The 21,284-nt window shown below is 68.4% G+C and carries 20 protein-coding genes; 1 reads left to right on the forward strand and 19 read right to left on the reverse strand.

What is annotated here, in order from left to right:
- Nucleotides 1-139: 139 nt before the first annotated feature.
- From ald to rpsO, 4 genes are all read right to left on the reverse strand, one after another.
- Nucleotides 140-1,258: an alanine dehydrogenase gene (ald, locus tag IT359_01015; protein MCC6927542.1), complete on the reverse strand. Its 1,119-nt coding sequence runs from the start codon at nt 1,256-1,258 to the stop codon at nt 140-142.
- Between the two features lie 30 nt (nt 1,259-1,288).
- Entirely contained in the window at nt 1,289-2,563 is a 1,275-nt protein-coding gene (locus tag IT359_01020) for an insulinase family protein (protein ID MCC6927543.1), read from the reverse strand.
- 12 nt (nt 2,564-2,575) lie between these two features.
- Nucleotides 2,576-4,804, reverse strand: a complete 2,229-nt coding sequence (locus IT359_01025; GenBank protein ID MCC6927544.1) for a polyribonucleotide nucleotidyltransferase — start codon at nt 4,802-4,804, stop codon at nt 2,576-2,578.
- An 85-nt stretch (nt 4,805-4,889) separates the two neighbouring features.
- Entirely contained in the window at nt 4,890-5,150 is a 261-nt protein-coding gene (rpsO, locus tag IT359_01030; protein MCC6927545.1) for a 30S ribosomal protein S15, read from the reverse strand.
- Nucleotides 5,151-5,247: 97 nt separating this feature from the next.
- Here rpsO and IT359_01035 point away from each other — a divergent pair, with 97 nt between their 5' ends.
- Nucleotides 5,248-6,891 carry a protein kinase gene (locus tag IT359_01035; GenBank protein ID MCC6927546.1) on the forward strand — a complete coding sequence of 548 codons (1,644 nt, stop codon included), beginning with the start codon at nt 5,248-5,250 and terminating at the stop codon, nt 6,889-6,891.
- 47 nt (nt 6,892-6,938) lie between these two features.
- Here the strand turns inward: IT359_01035 and IT359_01040 are convergent, their stop codons facing one another.
- From IT359_01040 to IT359_01110, 15 genes are all read right to left on the reverse strand, one after another.
- On the reverse strand, nt 6,939-7,352 hold the full coding sequence (locus tag IT359_01040) for a hypothetical protein (GenBank protein ID MCC6927547.1): 414 nt from the start codon (nt 7,350-7,352) through the stop codon (nt 6,939-6,941).
- The gene (locus tag IT359_01045; GenBank protein MCC6927548.1) at nt 7,349-8,548 is read right to left on the reverse strand and encodes an RIP metalloprotease; all 1,200 of its coding nucleotides are present in this window, start codon (nt 8,546-8,548) and stop codon (nt 7,349-7,351) included. Before IT359_01045 ends, IT359_01040 begins: the two co-directional genes overlap by 4 nt.
- The gene (locus IT359_01050) at nt 8,542-9,741 is read right to left on the reverse strand and encodes a 1-deoxy-D-xylulose-5-phosphate reductoisomerase (GenBank protein MCC6927549.1); all 1,200 of its coding nucleotides are present in this window, start codon (nt 9,739-9,741) and stop codon (nt 8,542-8,544) included. The genes IT359_01045 and IT359_01050 overlap by 7 nt, the downstream gene beginning before the upstream one ends.
- A complete protein-coding gene (locus IT359_01055; protein ID MCC6927550.1) occupies nt 9,725-10,582 on the reverse strand; it encodes a phosphatidate cytidylyltransferase in 858 nt (285 codons plus the stop codon). Before IT359_01055 ends, IT359_01050 begins: the two co-directional genes overlap by 17 nt.
- A 36-nt stretch (nt 10,583-10,618) precedes the next feature.
- Entirely contained in the window at nt 10,619-11,173 is a 555-nt protein-coding gene (frr, locus tag IT359_01060) for a ribosome recycling factor (protein MCC6927551.1), read from the reverse strand.
- Complete coding sequence (locus IT359_01065; GenBank protein MCC6927552.1) at nt 11,170-11,889, reverse strand: UMP kinase; 720 nt, start codon at nt 11,887-11,889, stop codon at nt 11,170-11,172. Before IT359_01065 ends, frr begins: the two co-directional genes overlap by 4 nt.
- A gap of 6 nt (nt 11,890-11,895) precedes the next feature.
- Nucleotides 11,896-12,792 (reverse strand): elongation factor Ts, encoded by an 897-nt coding sequence (locus tag IT359_01070; GenBank protein MCC6927553.1) that lies wholly within the window; start codon nt 12,790-12,792, stop codon nt 11,896-11,898.
- Nucleotides 12,793-12,956: 164 nt separating this feature from the next.
- Nucleotides 12,957-13,886, reverse strand: coding sequence for a 30S ribosomal protein S2 (gene rpsB, locus IT359_01075; GenBank protein ID MCC6927554.1), 930 nt, complete (start codon nt 13,884-13,886; stop codon nt 12,957-12,959).
- A gap of 265 nt (nt 13,887-14,151) precedes the next feature.
- Nucleotides 14,152-14,547 carry a 30S ribosomal protein S9 gene (rpsI, locus tag IT359_01080; protein ID MCC6927555.1) on the reverse strand — a complete coding sequence of 132 codons (396 nt, stop codon included), beginning with the start codon at nt 14,545-14,547 and terminating at the stop codon, nt 14,152-14,154.
- A 2-nt stretch (nt 14,548-14,549) separates the two neighbouring features.
- On the reverse strand, nt 14,550-14,996 hold the full coding sequence (rplM, locus tag IT359_01085) for a 50S ribosomal protein L13 (GenBank protein ID MCC6927556.1): 447 nt from the start codon (nt 14,994-14,996) through the stop codon (nt 14,550-14,552).
- A gap of 182 nt (nt 14,997-15,178) precedes the next feature.
- Nucleotides 15,179-15,679, reverse strand: a complete 501-nt coding sequence (locus IT359_01090) for a biotin/lipoyl-binding protein (GenBank protein MCC6927557.1) — start codon at nt 15,677-15,679, stop codon at nt 15,179-15,181.
- Nucleotides 15,680-17,080 (reverse strand): class I SAM-dependent RNA methyltransferase, encoded by a 1,401-nt coding sequence (locus IT359_01095; protein ID MCC6927558.1) that lies wholly within the window; start codon nt 17,078-17,080, stop codon nt 15,680-15,682.
- Nucleotides 17,081-17,084: 4 nt separating this feature from the next.
- A complete protein-coding gene (gene accC, locus IT359_01100) occupies nt 17,085-18,677 on the reverse strand; it encodes an acetyl-CoA carboxylase biotin carboxylase subunit (GenBank protein ID MCC6927559.1) in 1,593 nt (530 codons plus the stop codon).
- Between the two features lie 44 nt (nt 18,678-18,721).
- A complete protein-coding gene (locus tag IT359_01105) occupies nt 18,722-20,266 on the reverse strand; it encodes an acyl-CoA carboxylase subunit beta (protein MCC6927560.1) in 1,545 nt (514 codons plus the stop codon).
- A gap of 94 nt (nt 20,267-20,360) precedes the next feature.
- Nucleotides 20,361-21,284: S1 RNA-binding domain-containing protein (locus tag IT359_01110; protein MCC6927561.1), on the reverse strand; the 924-nt coding region annotated here is incomplete at its 5' end.

The raw sequence follows: 21,284 nt of genomic DNA on the forward strand, positions 1-21,284 counted from the left end.
CGGGAACGGACCGGGGACGGCAGGGGGAGCAGGTGAACATTCGAGGAGAAACCGCGTCAGGCGCAACGCCCCGGGAACCGAACGAGGGGCAGGAGCCGAAGCCCCCACCCCTCGCACCGTCCCGGCGTCGCGTGCTCGCCTACGACGCCACGAACTGCGACGCCTCGTGGTACTCCAGCCCGAAGGCCTCGGCAACGCCCTGGTACGTCACCTTGCCATCAAAGGCGTTGAGCCCCTTGAGGAGCGCCGGGTTCTCGCGCAGCGCCTTCTTCCACCCCTTGTTCGCCAGCTGCAGCGCGTAGGGGAGCGTGGCATTGGTCAGCGCCAGCGTCGACGTCCGCGGGACGCCACCCGGCATGTTCGCCACGCCGTAGTGGATCACGCCGTCCACGACGTAGGTCGGGTTCTCGTGCGTCGTCGCCTTGATCGTCTCCACGCACCCCCCCTGGTCGATCGCCACGTCGACGATGACGGAGCCGGGGCGCATGCGCTTGAGGTCCTCGCGGCGAATGAGCTTGGGCGCCTTGGCCCCGGGAATCAATACGCCGCCGACCACCAGGTCGGCCGTCGCGATCTGCTCCAGCACGTTGTGACGGTTCGAGTGGATGAGCTGCACGTTGGCCGGCATCACGTCGGACAGGTAGCGCAGCCGCTCCAGCGAGATGTCGAGGATGACGACCTTGGCCCCCATCCCGGCAGCCATCTTGGCGGCGTTGATCCCCACGATGCCGCCACCCAGGATGACGACCTTGGCCGGCGCCACGCCCGGGACGCCGCCCAGGAGGACGCCACGCCCGCCGTACAGCTTCTCCAGGTACTTGGCCCCTTCCTGCACCGCCATCCGCCCCGCCACCTCGGACATCGGCGTCAGGAGCGGAAGTTCGCGGCTCGGCAACTCCACGGTCTCGTAGGCAATGCACGTCGCCCCGGAGGCGAGGTGCGCCTTGGTGAGCTTCTCGTCAGCAGCAAAGTGGAAGTACGTGAAGATGGTCTGCCCCTTCTTCATGTGCGGCCACTCGCGCTCGATCGGTTCCTTCACCTTCATGATCATGTCGGCCTTGGCCCACGTCGCGGCCGCGTCCGGGGCGATCTGCGCGCCGACCGACGTGAAGTCGCTGTCGTCGAAGCCGCTCCCTTCGCCGGCCCCCTTCTCGATCAGGACCTGGTGTCCGGCCGCCACCAGCGCCTCGGCGCCGGCGGGGACGAGGGCAATGCGGTTCTCGTTCGTCTTGATTTCCTTTGGAACGCCAATGAGCATGGTCGTAAGGCTCGTGTCGATTGGTGGAACTCAGGCCGCGCCCGGCCCGGGGCCGAGGCTCAGCACGGTTTGCAGGTCGGGCTCGAAGAACGCCGCGGCGATCGCCGTGACCTCCTCGTCCCGAATGGCATCGATCTGCGACAGGACATCGTCGATTGGGCGATAGGGCTCGCCATACAGCTCCGTCGCCGCCGCGCGGTACATCCGTGATGACGAACTCTCGAGCGACAGGGTGACCTGCCCTTTCAGTTGCCCCCGCCCCGCCGCCACTTCCTCGGGGGTGAAGCCCTGCGCCGCGACCGCACGCATCTCGGCACGCACCGCATCGATGGCCAATGGCGCGTTCTCGGGCGCCGTGGCCAGGTAGACGCCGTGCGTCCCGCTGTCGGTGTGGTAACTGTGAAAGGAGGACACGGAGTACGCCAGCCCCATTTCCTCCCGTACGCGTTGGAATAAACGGGAACTCATCCCACCACCCAGCAACGCCGACGCCAGCGAGACGGCGTAGCGTCGCGTGTCGCCGTAGCGCACCGTCGGGATGCCGAGCACGATCTGCGTCTGCGCCGCGTCGCGCTCGACGTGGCGCACCCCGGGCGGGGCGGCCTGCGGGGGGGGCGGGACGGCCGGCTCGTCGTCGCCGTGCGGGACGGCTTCCCACCCGGTGTCGCGCAGCGCCGAGAGCAGTCGCTCGTGCTCCACGTTGCCGGCCGCCGCCACCACGATGTGGCGCGGCTGGTAGCCGCGCGCATGCAGCGCCCGCAACTCGGCCACGCCTAACGACGAGACCGTGTCGCGCGTGCCAAGGATCGAGTAGCCGTACGGGTGGTCGCCCCACAGCAACTCGTTATGCAGCTCGAACACGAGGTCGTCGGGCGTGTCGTCGACCATGGCGATCTCCTCGAGCACCACCTTGCGCTCCAGTAGGAGGTCCGCCTCGCGCAGCGTGGGGGCGAAGATCATGTCGCCAATGACATCGGCCGCCTGCAGCAGGTGCTCGTCGAGCACGCGCGCCTGGTAGGACGTGTGCTCGCGCGCCGTGTAGGCGTCGAGCGACCCACCCAGGTTCTCCAGCGACATCGCGATCTCCTTCGCGCTCCGCCGCCGCGTTCCCTTGAACACCATGTGCTCGAGCAGGTGCGACACGCCCATCAGCGGTCGTGGCTCGTGCACCGACGCAATGCGAACCCAGGCGCCGATCGAGACCGATCGAACGCCTGGCATGAACTCCGAGACCACGGTGAGGCCGTTGCCCAGTACGGTGCGCTGGACTCCTGCAACGGCCTCCTTCACGGTGTGTTGTGTCAAGCGCGCTCCCGCCTAGCGGTCGCCTCCGCGCCCGCCACGACGGCCGCGGTCACCGCCGCGGTCTCCACCACGGCGCGGGCCGCGGTCGCTGCGCTCCCGACGCTCGCCCCCTTCCTCACCCCCCTCGCTCCCTTCGCCGGCGGGTGCCTCTTCCGTCCCTTCCGGCTTGGGCAGGAGCGCCTTCATCGAGAGGCGCAGGCGGCCGCGCTCGTCGCGATCGATGAGCTTCACCGTGACGCGATCGCCCTTCTTCACCACGTCTTCCGGCTTCTCGACGCGCGTGTGCCGCATCTCGGACACGTGCAGGAGTCCTTCCGACCCCGGCATGATCTCGATGAAGGCGCCGAAGGCGGTGACGGTCTTGACCGTCCCTTCGTACGTCTCGCCGACGATCGGCTCGGCGGTGATCGCCATGACCATCTGGCGGGCACGATCCATCGATTCGCCACCGACAGCTGCAATGGTGACCAGCCCGGAGTCGTCGACCGTGATCTCGGCCCCCGTCTCTTCCTGGATCCCGCGAATCGTCTTCCCCTTGGGACCAATGAGGTCGCCGATCTTCTCGGGGTTGATCGTCAGCGTCACGATGCGAGGCGCGTACGGCGACAGCTCCGGACGGTGCGTGGCGAGCGCCTTGTTCATCTCGCCCAGGATGTGCAGGCGCCCCTCGCGCGCCTGCGCCAGCGCTTCCTTCATGATCTTGAGGTCGAGCCCCTCGATCTTGATGTCCATCTGGATCGACGTGATCCCGTGCTCGCTCCCGGCGACCTTGAAGTCCATGTCGCCCAGGTGATCCTCGGTGCCGAGGATGTCGGTGAGGATCGCGTACTTGTCCCCTTCCTTGATGAGCCCCATCGCCACGCCGGCAACGGCGGCGCGCGTCGGGACGCCGGCATCGAACAGCGCCAGCGAACCGCCGCACACCGAGGCCATCGACGACGAGCCGTTGGACTCCATGATGTCGGAGACGATGCGCAGCGTATACGGGAACTCCTCGAACGGCGGGAGGACCGCCTGCAGCGCACGCTCGGCCAGGTTGCCGTGGCCAATCTCGCGGCGCGACGTCCCGCGCACCGGGCGCACTTCGCCGGTGGAGAACGGCGGGAAGTTGTAGTGCAGCATGAAGGACTTGGTCGTCTCGCCGGCGTCCTTGATGGAGTCCAGGCGCTGCACGTCCTCGGCGGTGCCTAACGTGCAGGCCACCAGCGCCTGCGTCTGGCCGCGCGTAAAGAGCGCCGAGCCGTGGGCACGCGGCAGGACCGACGTGTCGATCGTGATGGGACGGACCTCGGTGGGCTTGCGGCCGTCGACACGGAACCCGGTCGACAGGACCTGCGAGCGAAGGGCGTTGTACTCGAGGTCATCGAGCACGCTCCCCACCAGCGACGCCCACTCCGGCTTTTCGGCGACCATCGCCTCCTTCACGGCGCGCTTGACCGCTTCCACGGCCTGCACGCGAGTGTGCTTCTCCTTCTGGTTGATCGCCTCGGCGATCTTCTTCTCGGCAGCCTTGCGGACCGCGTCGAGCACGTCGGACGGCGTCTCGGTCCTGGTCCACGCCATCTTCGCGACCGTCTGCGTCGCGAGAAGCTCCTGCTGCACGCCGATGAGTTCCTTGATGCCCTTGTGCGCGACGGTGAGCGCGTCGAGCGCGTCGGCCTCGCTGATCTCATTGGCCCCGCCTTCGACCATCACGATCGAGTCGGACGAACCGGCGACGACGAAGTCGAGATCCGAGTACTCGAGCTGCTGGAAGGTGGGGTTGAGGATCCACTTTTCCTGCACGCGTCCCACGCGCACGCCGGCAATCGGCCCCAGGAAGGGGATCTTGGAGGCGTTGAGGGCGAACGAGGTCGCGATGAGGCCGAGGACGTCGGAATCGTTCTCCTGATCGGCGGAGATCGTGTAGACGAAGACCTGCACCTCGTTCTTGAACCCTTCCGGGAAGAGCGGGCGGATCGAGCGGTCGATGATGCGCGCCGCGAGGATCTCGTGATCGTGCGGGCGCCCTTCGCGCTTGATGAAGCCGCCGGGGATCTTCCCCGCGGCGTAGGTCTTCTCGCGATACTCGACGGTGAGCGGGAAGAACGGGAGGGGGGACTGGTTGTCGCTGACGGTGACGGCGGCGATGACCATGGTGTCGCCAAAGGTGACGACAGCCGAACCGGCGGCCTGCTTGGCCATGCGGCCGGTTTCGATGACGAGGCGGCGCCCCGCGAACGTCTTTTCCAGGCGTTGCATCATGAGGATGACTGGGTCTCGTTAGAACACAAAACGCGCGGGCCCCGACGGGGCGACCGCGCGATTGCGTGATGAGCGACGTGTACTAGTGGCGGAGTCCGAGCTCACCGAGGACCTTCCGGTACCCCTCGACGTCGCTGCGCTTGAGGTACTCGAGCAACCGGCGGCGCTTGCCGACGAGCTTCAGCATGCCGCGCTTGCTGTGATGGTCCTTCTTGTGGCGCTTGAAATGGTCGTTGAGGTAGTTGATGCGTTCCGTCAGCACCGCTACCTGCAGGCGCGTAGAGCCAGTATCGCTTTCGCTGGCCTGGTACTTCGCGATCGTCGCTGCTTTTTCGAAAGCCATGTGATATATTCCGTACGCGGTCCAACGCTCGTGCGCTAAGTCCTTTGGAGACACGCAACTTACTCGAAGCGCCCATCACTGTAAAGGCGTCCCCTTAGTGCCTGAGCGCTATCTCGGAAAGTCGCTAGGAAAGTACCGGGTCGAAGAGCTCATTGGCTCCGGCGGATTCGCGTGGGTGTACCGCGGATTCGATCCCGAACTGGAGATCCCGGTCGCGCTCAAGGTCCTCAAGCCGCAGTTCGCGGGGGACCCCTCTTTCGAGGAGCGCTTCCGCCGTGAGGCGTCGACCGCCGCCAAGCTCCGGCACCCCAACATCGTGAAGATCTACGCCGTCGGCCGCGACGGCGAGGCGGTCTACTTCGCGATGGATTACCTCCCGACGGGGCTGGCCGACAAGCTCGAGTCGTCCCCATTCCTCCCCGAGGAGTTCGTGGTCCGCGTCGGGATCGACGTCGCACGCGCCCTTGGCTTCGCCCACCGCGAAGGGGTCGTCCACCGCGACATCAAGGTCGACAACATCCTGTTCGACTCCCACGGCAACGCCGTCGTCGCCGACTTCGGCATCGCGCGAGCGGTCACGGACTACACCAACCAGACCGGGACGAACATGGTGGTGGGGACCCCCCAGTACTTCGCCCCGGAGCAAGCCCGGGCGAAGCCGCTGGACGGGCGCGCCGACATCTACTCGCTCGGCGTCTCCCTCTTTCGCGCGGTTGCCGGGCGCCTTCCCTTCGAGGGCGACGACTGGTACCAGATTGCCCGCCAGCACGTCGAGGACCCTCCGCCCTCGCCGCGGTCGATCAACCCCGCGATCTCGCCCGCCTTCGAGCGCGTCCTCCTGCGTTGCCTCGCCAAGCACCCGGATGACCGCCCAGCGACCGGGGAGCAGCTCGCCGACGAGCTGACGGCAGTCCTCCACGCCCCCCAGGATGGCAACGCGCGCGCCTCCTACCTGTCTCCTTCGGAGACGCCCACGCTGGTGACGCCGCTCCAGCGCATCAGCCACCGCGCCGTGTGGCGGCGCGCCGCCCCGCTCACCGTCATCGTGCTCGCCGTGGCCGCCACCGCGATCGCCGTCTCGTTCTGGCGGCAGGGCGTTCCACCGGTGGTCGCGGCCACCGACTCGCTCCCCCTCGACACGACGACGACGCCGGGCGTGATCACCGCGACCGCTACGCCCGACACATCCCTGCCGGGCGACTCCGCGACCAAGCCGGCCGACTCGCTCGCCCGCGCCGTGCGCGACACCGCGAAGGCCAGGCCTCCCGCGACCACGATGGGGCGCCTCGTCGTCACTGCACCGGCCAACGCCCGCGTGAGTGTCAACGGCCAGGCGGTGGCCGACGGCTCGTGGCGCAGCGACTCGCTCCGTCCCGGTGAGTACACGGTCGCCGCGTCGCTCCCCGCCAGCGCGGGGTGCGAGTGGGCCTCGGTGGAGCAGCGCGTACGGGTACGCGCAGGCGCGCCGGCGACGGTGACGCTGTCGCCGCGCTCCTGCGGGACGATCGCCATCAACCTGCTGAACATTGCCAACGGGGCGCGTTTTGCCGTCGTGTCGGACGACGGATCGATCAGGGTCGACGGTGCGCTGCCGCGCGACGGCGGGATCGTGGTCCCGGTGGGCAACTACCGCGTGACGGCGCAGCAGCCGCTGTGCGCCCCGTACACCAATGAGGGAGTCAACGTCACCGCCGACCGCACCACGCGCCTCACCTTCCGCGTGATCTGCGAGAAGCAGTAGGGGGGTGCCGGGGGTGGCGAGTGGCCCGGCGCCCTAACGCGACGACACTACAACTGCGACCCCGCTGCCGCGCCTAACGCGGCGCCGAGCACCACGCCGCCCCAGAACGACTTGCGGCGGAACCAGGCGGGAGTCGCCTGCTGCAACAGGACGACGTGATCCGTCGTCACCGCGGTCGTCTGCCCCGTGACCAGGGCGGTGACGTAGCCCGCCTTGTCGACTCCAAGCACGCGCAGCCGCGCGACGAGGATGTCGCGCTTGCGAGGATCCACGGCGATCCCCGTTTGCCCGCGCTTGATCCAGTGCTCGGTCCCCGAGCGGAAACCGAGCGTCGTGTCCCCCACCGCGGCGATCTCGAATCGCACGCCCTTGAGCTGCGCGAACGCCGGACGCGCCCATGCGCCCATGACGAGGAGCGTGGCCGCACAGAGGGACAGGATCCGGATGGTCCGCCGCATCATTGGAAGAAGGTCGTCACCAGGCTCTTGATGTCGTTGAACATGACGAGCATGAACAGGAGCGCGATGGCCGCCACTCCCACCCGCGCAATCATCTCCTGCGTCCGCACGCTGAACTCGCTCCCCTTCACCCACTCGGCGATTCGCACCAGGATCTGGCCACCGTCCAGCAAGGGAACCGGGAGCATGTTGAGCACCGCGACGTTGATGCTCAGGAAGGCGAGGAGCCCGAGCAGGTCTTCCCACCCGTTCTTCGCCGCCTGGAACGACGTCCGCGCTATGGCGATCGGCCCACCGAGCTGCTGGACGGAGACGTCTCCGACAAACAAGCCGCGGACGACCTTCACGACCGCTCCCCCCATCTCCCAGGTCGCCTCCCACCCCGCCCCGATCGCCGGCCCGAGCGAGAGCTTCTCGCGCTGCGTGTATTGACGCGCGACGGCCCCGATGCGTCCCACCTTCACCGGCGCGCCGGTGACCCGGTCGACGTCGTCGCTCAGGCTCGGCGTGACCGGGAGGGTGACCCGCTCACCCGCGCGCACGACCTCGAAGGCGATGGTCTGCCCCGCGGAGGCCGAGACCTTGTCCAGCACATCGCGCCAGCGCGCGACCGGCGTCCCCTCGATCGCGACGATGGAATCGCTCGCCTGCAGCCCGGCCAGCGCGGCGGGGCGCCCGGCGACGACCGAATCGATCACGGCGGGCGACGGCGTCCGGCCGAAGTGCATGATCACCCCCGTCGACACGACCAGGGCGAGGATGACGTTCATGATAACGCCGGCCGAGAGGATGAAGACCTTGGCCGGAAGCGACTTCGATTCGATCCAGCGATCGGCCGGAACCGGGTGCGGTCCGAACGGACGCAGCGCCGTGGGATCGTACGGAATGGGATTCCATCCGCGCTGGTGCCCCGGTACCTCGCCCGGCGCCGCCGCTGTGGGGTCGGTCAGGTCCGCGCTCCCCTCGATGGCTGAGCCTCCCTCGGAGTCTTTCGTCGCCATGGCCACGAAGCCGCCGAGCGGGAGCCAGGACCAGCGATAGTCGGTCTCGCCCCACTTGAAGCCGAACAGGCGCGGCCCCCAGCCAAACGCGAAGACGGGGGCGTACACCCGCGCGAGCTTGGCCGCGAGGAAGTGACCGAGTTCGTGGACGAAGACCACGATCCCGAAGACCAGCAGTGGCGCGACAAACTTCAGCATGCGACGCGATCCTTCACGTGTTGGCGCGCTGCCGCGTCGGCCGCGAGCAGCGCCTCCCTGTCCCCGCCGGGCAACGCGTGCAGCGCGCCCAGTGCCGACTCGATGGCCGAGGAAATGTCCTGGAACCCGATGGCGCCCGCCAGGAACAACGCGACCGCCTGTTCGTTGGCCGCGTTGAAGACCGCGGGTGCCGCCCCCCCCGTGCGCCCTGCCGCGACTCCCAGCGCCAGCGCCGGAAAGTCGTCGTGGCGCACCGCCTCGAACGTCAGCGGCGACGACGCGACCGGGTCGAATCGAGGTACCCCATCATCGGTGATTCGCTCCGGATGCGTCAATGCGTAGAGGATCGGCAGCTCCATGGAAGGAATCCCCAACTGGGCCACGACGCTCCCGTCCACGAACTCCACCATCGAGTGGACGATGCTCTGCGGGTGCACCACCACCTCGATCCGGTCAAAGGAGATGCCGAAGAGGAAGTGGGCCTCGATCACCTCGAGCGCCTTGTTGGCGAGCGTCGCGCTGTCCACGGTGATCTTGCGCCCCATGCGCCACGTGGGGTGCTGGAGCGCGTCTTCCAACGTCGCCTCGCGCAGTCGCGCCGACGGCCAGCTGCGGAATGGCCCGCCCGACGCGGTGATGATCAGGCGACTGACCTCGCGGCCGGGGCGCGCGGCGAGGCACTGCAGGATGGCCGAGTGTTCGCTATCGACGGGGACGACCAGGCCACCACCGGCCTTCGCCGCCGCCGCCACGAGCGCTCCGGCCACGACGAGCGACTCCTTGTTGGCGAGCGCGACGCGCTTGCCGGCGCCGAGCGCCGCCAGGGTGGCATCGAGGCCGGCGGCTCCCACGATGGCGTTGATAACGGTGTCGACGGCGTCGAGCGTCGCCGCTTCGACGAGCGCCTCGGGCCCGACCTTCCACCCGGGGTGCGCGCCGCCATCGTCACGCGCCAGGGCGACGTAGCCCGCGTGCGTGGCCGCGGCCTGTGCCGCGAGCTCCTCGGCGTTGGCGTTGGCCGTGAGCGCCGCGACGGCAAATCGATCGGGGTGACGCGCGATGACGCGGAGCGACGAGCGCCCGATGGAGCCGGTGGAGCCGAGGACGGCGATGCGTTGCAACTGACGGCTCACGACGAGGGAGATGGCGGCGGCGCGGCGAAGGCCCCGGACGCGCTCAGGCCGGGGCGGCAATCAGGAGGCGCCCCAGGATCAGGTACGCCACCGGAAGAACGAAGTAGAGCGAATCGAGCCGGTCGAGGATCCCGCCGTGTCCGGGCAGGAGCTGCGACGAATCCTTCACCCCCGCCTCGCGCTTGAGGAGCGATTCGGCGAGATCTCCCACCTGCGCCGCCGCCGAGATCACCACGCCAAAGGCGAGCGCCGTCCACGGCGCCAGCGCCAGCTGCGACAGCGGGCGAAGCACGTGCAGGTTGTACGCATAGGCGACGATCATCGTGATGACGAGGGCGCCGACGGCGCCGGCGCGCGTCTTTCCCGGACTCACGGAGGGGATGAGCTTGGCCTTGCCTAGCGAGCGCCCCACGAAGTACGCGCCAATGTCCGAGGCCCACGTGAGGATCACCGGGAAGAGGACCAGCGCCGTGCCGGCCGCCGGCTCGATGACGAACCGGTGGTGTCGCAGGGCGTAGCCGAAGGCGAGCATCCCGCCGGTGTACAGTGCACCGAAGACGGTGACCGCGACCGACTCCAGCGGGCGTCCCCCCACACCGCGGGCCCAGATGGACGCGCCGAGCAGCGCCACGAACACGGTGCCCCCCACAGCCGCGGGGGAGCGCAGCAGCTGCAACCGGTCGGCATGCGCGAGGAGCGGGAGGGCGGCGGCGAGCGGAATGCCTAACGCATCCATGGGCTCCACACCGCCACGGCGCGCCATGCGGTACAGCTCCCACGCGCCCAACCCGCCGGCCAAGCCGAGGAATGCCGCAAGTGGCAGCTCCCCCAGCCACACCATCGCGATGGCCAGGGGAGCAGCGATGAGCGCCACCACGACGCGGCGCGCGAGTTCACCCATGCGCCACAGGGTGACGGGCCTGTCGAGCGTGTCCGCTCACACTTCCATGATCTCGGCTTCCTTCGACTTCACCAGCCCGTCGATCCTGGCGATGAAGTCGTCGTGCACCTTTTGCAGCTCCTTCTCGGCGTGCTTCACGTCATCCTCGGAGACGCCGTCGAGCTTCTTGAAGCGGTCGCGCGCCTCGGTGCGCCAGTGGCGAACGGCCACCTTCCCTTCCTCGGCGAACTTGTGGACCACCTTCACGAGGTCCTTGCGGCGCTGCTCATTCATCGCCGGGAGCGGGATGCGGACGATGTTCCCCTGGATGGCGGGATCGAGCCCCATGTCGGACTCGCGAATCGCCTTCTCGATCGCCTTGATCTGCCCCTTGTCGAACGGGGTGACGACGAGGAGGCGCGGCTCGGGCGACGACACGTTCGCCACCTGGTTCATCATCATGTGCGAGCCATACATCTCGACACGCAGCGTGTCGAGCATCGTCGGATTCGCCTTCCCGGAGCGGATCGTCGTGAACTCGTGCTTGGTGTTCTCGAGCGACTTCTCCATGTGCGCGCGAGTGTCCTTCAGGATGTTCTGGATTGTGCTCATCGGACGATGGTCCCCACGCGCTCGCCGCGCACCGCGCGCGCGACGGCGCCTTGCTCGTGAATGTTGAGGACGATGAGCGGCAGCTTGTTCTCCTTGCAGAGCGTCACTGCCGTCTGGTCCATCACTCCCAGCTCCTCGAGCATCACGTCGCGGTAGGAGATCTGCTCGTATCGCTTGGCGCTGGGATCCTTCTTGGGATCGGCCGAGTAGACGCCATCCACGCTGGTCGCCTTGATGATGACTTCGGCCTTCATCTGGATCGCCCGCAAGGCTGCAGCGGTGTCGGTGCTAAAGTACGGGTTCCCCGTCCCCGCGGCAAAGATCACGACGCGCCCCTTCTCGAAGTGGCGCAGCGCGCGGCGACGGATGTACGGCTCGGCGAGTTCCTCCATGCGAATGGCCGTCATGACGCGCGTATCGAGCCCCTTCTTCTCGAACACATCCTGCAGGGCGAGGGCGTTGATGACGGTGCCGAGCATCCCCATGTAGTCAGCGGCAACACGGTCCATGCCGAGCGCAGCGAGCTGCGTCCCGCGGACCATGTTGCCGCCACCAATGACCAACCCGATGCCGACGCCGGAGTCGGCCACGCCCTTGATCTCGTCGGCGAACTGATTGACGCGATTGAAGTCGAAACCCGCCCCCTTGTCTCCGGCGAGAGCCTCGCCGGAGAGCTTGAGGAGGATGCGGCGGTACGGCGCGGGGGCGTCAGTCACGCGCGATTACTCCTCACCCATCTGGAAACGCACGAAGCGACGCACCGTGAGCGGGGCGCCGACGCTTTTGGCAACCTCGTCCACGCGCTGCTGGATGGTCTTGGAGTCGTCGCGGACCCACGGCTGCTCGACGAGGACGATCTCGCCGAAGAGCTTGGCCACGCGCCCGTCCACCATTTTCTGCACGATGGCGTCGGGCTTGCCGCTCTCCTTGGCCTGGGCCTCGAAGATGGCGCGCTCGCTGGCCACGAACGCGGCGGGGACTTCCTCGCGCGACGCGGCCACGGCGACGCGCGGCACGCCGGCGGCGACGTGCTCGGCCACCTCACGGGCGAGCGCCTCGACCGCGGCGCCAGCGCCGCCGGTGATCTCCACGAGCGCGGCCACCTTGTGGTTGAAGTGCACGTACACGCCTAACGCGCCGTCGGTCTTGTAGCGCGCGTAGCGACGGAGCACGACGTTCTCCCCCGTCTTGGCCGACGCCGCCTTGACCGCTTCCTCGACCGTCTTGCTGGTGTCGGCGTGGAAGGGCTGGGCGAAGAGCTTCCCTTCCCCGGCCACGTGCACGGCCTCGTCGAGCGACTCGTCCTGGTGGACCTGCACGGCGAGCTGCTGGGCCAGTGCCCCAAACTCGTCGTTGCGCGAGACGAAGTCGGTCTCGGAGTTGACCTCGACGAGCGCGATGCTCTTGCCATCGGGCGCCGCGACGGCAACGATGCGCCCTTCGGAGGCGGCGCGACCGGCGCGCTTCTCGGCCTTCGCGATCCCCTTGGTTCGGAGGATGGCGATGGCCTTGTCCATGTCACCCTGGGCCTCTTCGAGCGCCTTCTTGCAGTCCATCATCCCCGCGCCGGTGCGGCTGCGGAGTTCGGCGATGTCCTTCGCCGTGATCGGCATGCTCATGGTCGTTTCCTTCGAATCCCTGCGGATTCCATTCGAATCGTGAGAACGCCGCCGGCTGGGGTGCCGGCGGCGCTGGTCAGTACTGCGTCGATTGGGCGAGTCGGCTCGACTCGCGCCGCGTCGGTTCGGGGGCGCCGGCATGGCCCCCCGGCCGTTGGTTCCTCTTACTCCGCGGCGTCGTCTCCGCCGGCATCACCGGCATCGGCCGCTTCCGCGCCTTCCGCGCTCTCGGCGCCCGCCTCACCCGACTTGAGTCGAGCGGCGATCGCCTCGGGCTTGGCCCGCCGACGGCGCGGACGGCGGCGACGGCGACGCTCCTCCTCGCTCCCCGGCGCGGCGGCCGGCTCGAGGCCGCGATCGGAGCTGTAGGTGCTCTCCTCGGCGTCCTCTTCCTGCGAGCGGACCGGGGCTTCACGGCGCGCCTCGGCGATCGTATCGGCGATCATGCGCGTGATCAGCTCGACCGAACGAATGGCGTCGTCGTTCCCGGCAATCGGGACCGTGATCTGGTCGGGATCGGAGTTGGTGTCACAGATGGCGACCATCGGGATTCCGAGCTTGTTGGCCTCGGAGACCGCGATGCGCTCCTTCTTGGAGTCGACGATGAACAGGAGCCCGGGGAGGCGCGCCATGTTCTTGATGCCCGACAGGTTCTTGGAGAGCTTGTCGCGCTGACGCGAGAGCAGGAGCTGCTCCTTCTTCGTGTAGTTCTCGAACTCACCACCTGCCTCGGAGCCCGCTTCGAGTTCCTTGAGGCGACGCGTCTGCTTCTTGACGGTCTGGAAGTTGGTGAGGAGGCCACCCAGCCAGCGCTCGGTGACGTGCATCGCGTTGCAGCGGTCGGCCTCGCCCTTCACGATCGCCGCCAGCTGGCGCTTGGTGCAGACGAAGAGGACGTTGTCGCCGCGCAGGATCACGTCGCGCACGAGCTTCTGCGCGAGTTCGATCTGCCGCAGGGTCTTCTGCAGATCGATGATGTGGATGCCGTTGCGCTCGGCGAAGATGAAGCGGCGCATCTTCGGGTTCCACCGGCGGGTCTGGTGGCCGAAGTGCACGCCTGCTTCGAGCAGTTGTTCGAGGGTCGGGGAGGACATGTGAGCCGTTGCGAATCGTTTGGGTTGTTCGACCTTCCCTGTCAACGCCGCCTACGACCAGCTGGGCTGGCACCCGCGGAGGCTCGAGAGAAGTGCGATATGAAGACGGACGGGAGACGAGAGACGGGAGACGGGAGTGCTCGCCGCTGCGCGGCTCGCGGACTCGCCGTAGAGAGAGAGGGCCGTGAGCTGCGGGCTTCGAGCGGTCGTCGGCGCCGAGGCGCCGACACTCCCGTCTCCCGTCTCCCGTCCCCCGTCGGTGGTTCTAGCGCTTGGAGAACTGGAAGCGCTTGCGGGCGCCGGGGCGCCCCGGCTTCTTGCGCTCGACCGCGCGGGCATCACGCGTGAGCAGTCCCAGGTCGCGCAGCTTGCGGCGGTACGTCTCATCGATGTCGACGAGCGCGCGGGCCACGGCGAGGCGCAGCGCCCCGGCCTGTCCCGTTTGTCCGCCCCCTTCAACATGCGCCTTGACGTCATAGCGACCGAGGGTGTCGGTCGCCGTGAACGGCTGCTGGATCGCCGTCACCAGGGTCGGACGGGGGAAGTAGTCGCCGAGGGTACGGCCGTTGACGTCCCACTTGCCCGAGCCGGGCTTCACGTACACACGGCAGACCGCTTCCTTGCGGCGGCCAACGGCGTGCATCTGTCCGTTCTCAGCCATCCCTACTCACTCTTGCTGTTGAAGGTCAACGCCGTCGGCTTCTGGGCGACGTGCGGGTGGTTCGCATCAGCGTACACGCGGAGCTTGAGGCGCAGGACCTGGCGCGCCAGCGCCGACTTCGGGAGCATCCCGTGCACCGCCTTCTCGATCACGCGCTCCGGATGGGTCGCGATCATCTTGGAGAACGGCGTGTACTTCTCGTGCCCCATGTAGCCGGTGTGGCGGAAGTACTGCTTCTGTTCCGCCTTGCGCCCCGTGACCTTCACCTTGGACGCGTTGATGACAATGACGTTGTCACCGGTGTCCATGTGCGGCGTGTAGATCGGCTTGTGCTTGCCGCGAAGGATCTTCGCGACTTCAGAGGCCAGACGCCCAAGCACCATGCCTTCGGCATCGACGATGTACCACCGCCGGTCGATGTCCTTGGGGGTCGCGGAAAAAGTCTTCATGATCGGAAACGAATGACGAGGACGACGCTCGGGCGGTGCGCGCCCAGACGTGGCGCATCCAGCGCCGAAAGGCGCTTTTTGGCAGACATGCAACGTAGACAGGGCATGAGGCCATGTCAACGGAGCCACCTGCGCGAAATGCCCATCGCATCGCGCTTTACCTCCGCCCGCGTGCGCTGGCCTTACGCGAACTCGACCAGCACCGCCCCCTTCTCGACCGCGCTCCCGGGCTGGGCCAGCACCGCCCGCACCACCCCCGCCGCGGTGCTCCGGAGCTCGTTCTCCATCTTCATCGCTTCCATCACGACCAGCCCCTGCCCCGCCTCGACGGTGTCACCCACCGCCACCTGGACGCGCACAATCAAGCCGGGCATGGGGGCAACCAGGGGGCGCGGGCCGGCGGCCGCCGTGCTGGCGTTGGTCAGGTCGCGAATGGTCCGCATGCGCTCGTCCAGCGCCTCGACCTCGAAGCGGTAGCCGTCCATCCACAGCGCGTACTTCCCGCGAGCATCGCCGCGGCGGGCGGCCACGCGGTGCATCTCGCTCCCGATCGTGACCAGATGAATGGGAGTCCCCTCCACGTCGGCGAGGTGCGCCGGCACGAGCTCGCCGTCCACGCGCACGCCGTCAGCCTCCAGGTCGACCTCGAGTCGTTGGCCGTTCACGTCGACGATGTACTTCACTCACACCTCCGGAACGAGAAGGCACACGGTCTCCACGTGCGCCGTCTGCGGAAACATGTCGTAGGGCTGGACTCGCGCCACCCGGTACGAGGGGAGTCGCGCCACGTCGCGGGCGAGCGTCGCCGGATTGCAGCTGACGTAGACGATGCGGGCCCCGCCACCCCCTGCGAGATCGTGCGCGGCCGCGTCGCGCGTCGCTCCCTCGCGCGTCGCTCCCTCGCGCGGTGTCTCGCGCGATGTCTCGCGCGATGCCGCCAGCGACGCCTCGAGCGACGCACAGACGCGCGCGTCGACGCCGGTGCGAGGTGGATTGAGAATCACCACGTCGGCGGGGAGGTGATGCGCGATCACGTCCTCGACCCGGGCGCAGATGGCGCGCGAGGGGGGCTCGAGCCGGCGCGCGGAGTGCGCCGATGCCTCGCGGTCCAGCTCGATCGCCGTCACGCGGAGTCCAGCCTGGGCGAGCACGGCGGCGGTATCCCCCACGCCGGCGTAGGCGTCGACCACCGTCGCCGGCCGTTGCTCCTGCACCCACGACACCACATCGGCGTGCAAACGCTCGGCAACAGGTGAATTGACCTGCTCGAACGAGGCCGCCGGACGATCGGGGTCGACGTCGAGCACATCATGCACTCGAGCGTCCTGGTCCGTCCACCGCACGACGCTGAACGAGGGGAGGCGCCCCGCGAAGTCACGCGCATGGGCCCACGACTTCACCCCTTCGAGGACGAAGGCGAGCGAATCGCCCGCCAGGCGCACGGCGCCGCGCAGTTCCCCGATGCGGGGGAGATCCCCTTCGGCCGCCATCACCTCGCGCCACCCCGCCACCACCTTCGGGTGTGTGATGGGGCACTCCTCCAGCGTGAAGACGCGGTCCACGTCGTCCCACTGGTGGAGCCCGGCGCGCCAGTGGCCGGCGTCGTTTCGCAGCGTCAGCGTGAGCTTGTTCCGATAGCCCCACGCCTCCGGCGACGGGACGAGCGGCGGGACATCGACCGGCCGTCGCGCGATGCGCGCGAAGGCGTCGGCGACGATGCGGCGCTTGGCCTCGCGCTGCGCCTCGATGTCCAGGTGTTGCAGCTGACACCCCCCGCAGCGATCGCCTTCGTAGTGGCGACAGCGTGCCGCGATGCGGTGCGGCCCGGGCTCGACGATGGTCCGCAGGCGCCCATGCCCCAGGCGGTCTTTCCGGACGTAGGTGAAGTCGGCGACATCGCCAGGTGCAGTGCGCGGCACGAAGACGGCGAGCCCATCGACGCGCGCCACCCCCGCCCCGCCAGCAGCAATGGACTCCACGCGCGCGGTCGCGCGCACGGGCGGCGCGCCGGGGGGCGGCGCCCCGCGTCGCGTGGGGGTCCGCCCCCCCTTTCCCGCGCGCGCGTCGAAACGACGGTGCGTCACGGGACTAGCGCAGCCCCTCACGGCGCGCAGCGAGGCGCCACGCGTCGGTGGATGGAGATGACGGCCCGCTGGCAGAGACTGCGGCGCCGGCCGACGCGCCCGATCCGCTCGCGGCACCACCGCCGGCGCCGGCGCCGTTCGTGGCCGCGGGCGCAGCACCGGCGCCACGGCGCGGGGTGGCGCGATCGCGATCGGCAAGGAGCGCAGCGGCAATGGCGGCGGCGCGCACGCGCGCGCGCGGCGCGGCCGGTGCCACCAGCTCCGGGAGGCGGCGCTCCAGCCACTGGATCTCGATCGCCCCGCGCCGGAACTCCTCGTCTTCCATGACGCGCAGGTGAAACTCCCGCGACGACTCGATGCCGACGATGGTGAGTTCGCTCAGGGCGCGGTGCATGCGGGCGATGGCCTGGTCGCGCGTGGCCCCCCACACGATGAGCTTGGCGAGCATGGGGTCGTAGTGCAGCCCGACCGTCGACCCCGACTCGATCCCGCCGTCCCAGCGGACGCCCGGGCCAGCCGGCAGGTGCAAGTACTCGATGCGACCGGTGCTGGGGAGAAAGCCGTTGGCCGGGTCCTCGGAGGTGATGCGGCACTCGATGGCCCACCCGCGCGGGGTGATGTCGGCGGGGAACGGGAGGCGCTCGCCAGCCGCAATTCGCAGCTGCCACTGCACCAGGTCGATTCCCGTGACCAGCTCGGTGACCGGGTGCTCGACCTGGAGGCGCGTGTTCATCTCCAGGAAGTAGAAGTCGCCATTGCGATCGAGGAGGAACTCGCACGTCCCGGCGTTCACGTAGCCGGCGGCGCGGGCGGCGGCGACGGCGGTCTCGCCCATGCGGCGCCGCAGTTCCGGCGTGACCGCGACCGAGGGCGCCTCCTCGATCATCTTCTGGTGGCGACGCTGCACGGAGCACTCGCGCTCACCTAACGAGAGCACCGTCCCGTGCTGGTCGGCCAGCACCTGGATCTCCACGTGGCGCGGCCCCTCGATGTACTTCTCGAGGTAGACCGCGTCGTCGCCGAAGGCGTTCTTCGCCTCGCGCCGCGCCGAGTCGAGCGCCCCCTCCAGCTCGCGCGGCTCGCGCACCACGCGCATCCCCTTTCCGCCACCTCCCGCCGCCGCCTTGAGCAACACGGGGTAGCCGAAGCGAGCCGCGAGGTCGGCCGCCTCGCGTGCGTCCGACAGCGCCTCGGTCGTCCCGGGAACGACGGGGACGCCAGCCCGGATGGCCAACTGGCGCGCCGACGTCTTTGACCCCATCGCGGCGATCGCCTCGGCGGGGGGGCCGATGAAGACGAGTCCCGAGTCGCGCACCAGGCGAGCGAACCACTCGCGTTCGGAGAGGAAGCCGTAGCCGGGATGAATGGCCTGCGCCCCCACCTGCTTCGCCGCTTCGACAATACGCTCACCGACCAGGTACGACTCGCTCGACGGTGCCGCGCCGATGTGCACCGCCTCGTCGGCCTCTCGCACGTGCGGCGCCTGCGCGTCGGCATCGGAGTACACGGCCACCGAGGTGATCCCCAGTTCCTGGCACGCGCGGATGATGCGCAAGGCGATCTCGCCGCGGTTGGCGACCAATACCTTGGTGAACATCAGAAGACGAGAGGACGGGAAGACGAGAAGACGAGGGACGGCATCTAGAGCGGGAGGTTGCCGTGCTTGCGCGGCGGGTTGCGATCTCGCTTGCCTTGCAGCGTCTCGAGCGCATCGATGAGGCGCGGGCGGGTGTCGCGCGGGTCGATGATGTCGTCGAGGAAGCCGCGCGACGCCGCCACGTAGGGATTGGCGAACTTCTGCGTGTACTCGGCCACGCGCTCGTCCATCGCCTTCTGCGGATCGTTGGACTCGGCGATTTCCTTGCGGAAGAGGATCTCGACGGCGCCCTTGGGTCCCATCACCGCGATCTCGGCCGTGGGCCAGGCCACGTTGAAGTCACCGCGGATGTGCTTCGAGCTCATCACGTCGTACGCGCCGCCGTACGCCTTGCGCGTGATGACGGTGAGCTTGGGGACCGTCGCCTCGCAGTACGCGTAGAGGAGCTTGGCCCCGTGGCGGATGATCCCGCCGTGCTCCTGGGCCACGCCGGGAAGGAAGCCCGGGACGTCCTCGAAGGTCACGATGGGGATGTTGAAGGCGTCGCAGAAACGGACAAAGCGCGCCGCCTTCACCGAGGCGTTGATGTCGAGGACACCCGCCAGCACCGCGGGCTGGTTGGCGACGATCCCGACGCTGAAACCGCCCAAATGCGCAAAGCCGACGACGATGTTGCCGGCGTAGTCGCGATGGACCTCGTAGAATTCGCCGTCGTCGACCACGCGCCGGATGACGTCGTGGATGTCATACGGCTTGTTCGGGTTGTCGGGCACCAGGTCGAGCAGCGCCTCGTCGCGGCGATCGCGCGGGTCGCGAGCGCTCCCGCGCGGGGGATCGTCCAGATTGTTCTGCGGGATGTAGCGGAAGAGATCTCGAATGCCCTGCAGGCATTGCAGCTCGGAGTCGTGCGCGAAGTGCGCCACCCCCGAGGTGCCGGCGTGGGCATCGGCCCCGCCGAGCTGCTCCATCGTCACGTCCTCGTGCGTCACCGTCTTCACGACGTTGGGCCCGGTGACGAACATGTACGACGAGCCGCGCACCATGTAGACGAAGTCGGTGATGGCGGGGGAGTACACGGCGCCTCCGGCGCATGGCCCGAGGATGGCCGAGACCTGCGGGACGACGCCGGAGGCCATCGTGTTGCGCAGGAAGATATCCGCGTAGCCGCCTAACGACACGACCCCTTCCTGGATGCGTGCGCCGCCGGAGTCGTTGAGGCCGATGACCGGGGCGCCGTTGCGCACGGCGAGGTCCATCACCTTGCAGATCTTTTCGGCGAACGTCTCGGAGAGCGAGCCGCCAAAGACGGTGAAGTCCTGCGAGAAGACGTAGACCAGCCGCCCCTCGATGCGTCCGTGGCCGGTCACGACGCCATCGCCGTAGACCACCTGCGCCTCGAGCCCGAAGTCGGTGGAGCGGTGGGTGACAAAGCGGTCGTACTCGACGAACGACCCTTCGTCGAGGAGGATGTCGAGGCGCTCGCGGGCCGAGAGCTTTCCCTTGTCGTGTTGGGCCTTGATGCGGGCGGGGCCGCCTCCCTGCTCCGACTCGGCGCGGCGGCGCTCGAGGAGCTCGAGTTTTTCGCGCATGCTCATGGGCGCGTAAGGTAGTGTACCACGCCCCCGGGAGCACGGGGCTCCCGGGGGCGTGGGCGAACGTTTGGCGCCAGCTGCGGCGCGGCCGTTACTCGTCGATCGGAAGCTCCGTCGGGATCTCGCCGACCACGTCGCCGTCCTCGGTGTGGATCTTGGACGGCGTTTCCGGCTTGGGCGGCTGCTCTTCCGGGATGGCCGTGACGGTGAGGACGATGCGGCGGTGGATCGGATCGACTTCGACGACGCGCAGGTCGAGGTTCATCCCTTCCCAGCAGACGTCGGCGGGGGAGGTGATGGCCTTGTCGGCCGGGAGGTGCGAGAGCGGGACGAAGCCTTCGATGTCGTTGCCGATGTCGACGACGACGCCCTTCTCCATCAGGCGCACGACGCGGCCGCGGAGCTCGGTGCCGACCGGGTAGGTCTCGCCGATGCGGAGCCACGGATCCTCGCTGGCCTGCTTGAGGCCTAACGAGATGCGCTTGTTCTCGGCGTCGATGTTGAGGATCACGACGTCCACCGTATCACCCTTCTTGACCACTTCCGACGGGTGCTGGACGCGCTTGGTCCACGACATGTCGGAGATGTGGATGAGCCCATCGATGCCGGGCTCGATCTCGACGAAGGCGCCGAACGACGTGAGGTTGCGGACCTTGCCGGAGAGGCGCGTGCCGACCGGGTACTTGAGCGGCAGCACCATCCACGGATCCTGCTCCGTCTGCTTCATGCCGAGCGAGATCTTCTCCTCGTTCGGGTCGACCTTGAGGACCACAGCCTCGATGGTCTCGCCGATGGAGACGATCTTCGACGGATGGCGGACGTTGCGGGTCCACGACATCTCGCTGATGTGCACGAGCCCTTCGATGCCGGGCTCGAGCTCGATGAAGGCGCCGTAGTTGGTGATCGAGACGACCTTGCCGGCGACGCGCGTGCCGACCGGGTACTTCTCGATGACGTCCTTCCACGGATACGGCTGCAGCTGCTTGAGGCCTAACGAGATGCGCTCGCGCTCCCA

The sequence above is a fragment of the Gemmatimonadaceae bacterium genome, from assembly GCA_020852815.1.
Lineage (GTDB): Bacteria > Gemmatimonadota > Gemmatimonadetes > Gemmatimonadales > Gemmatimonadaceae > SCN-70-22.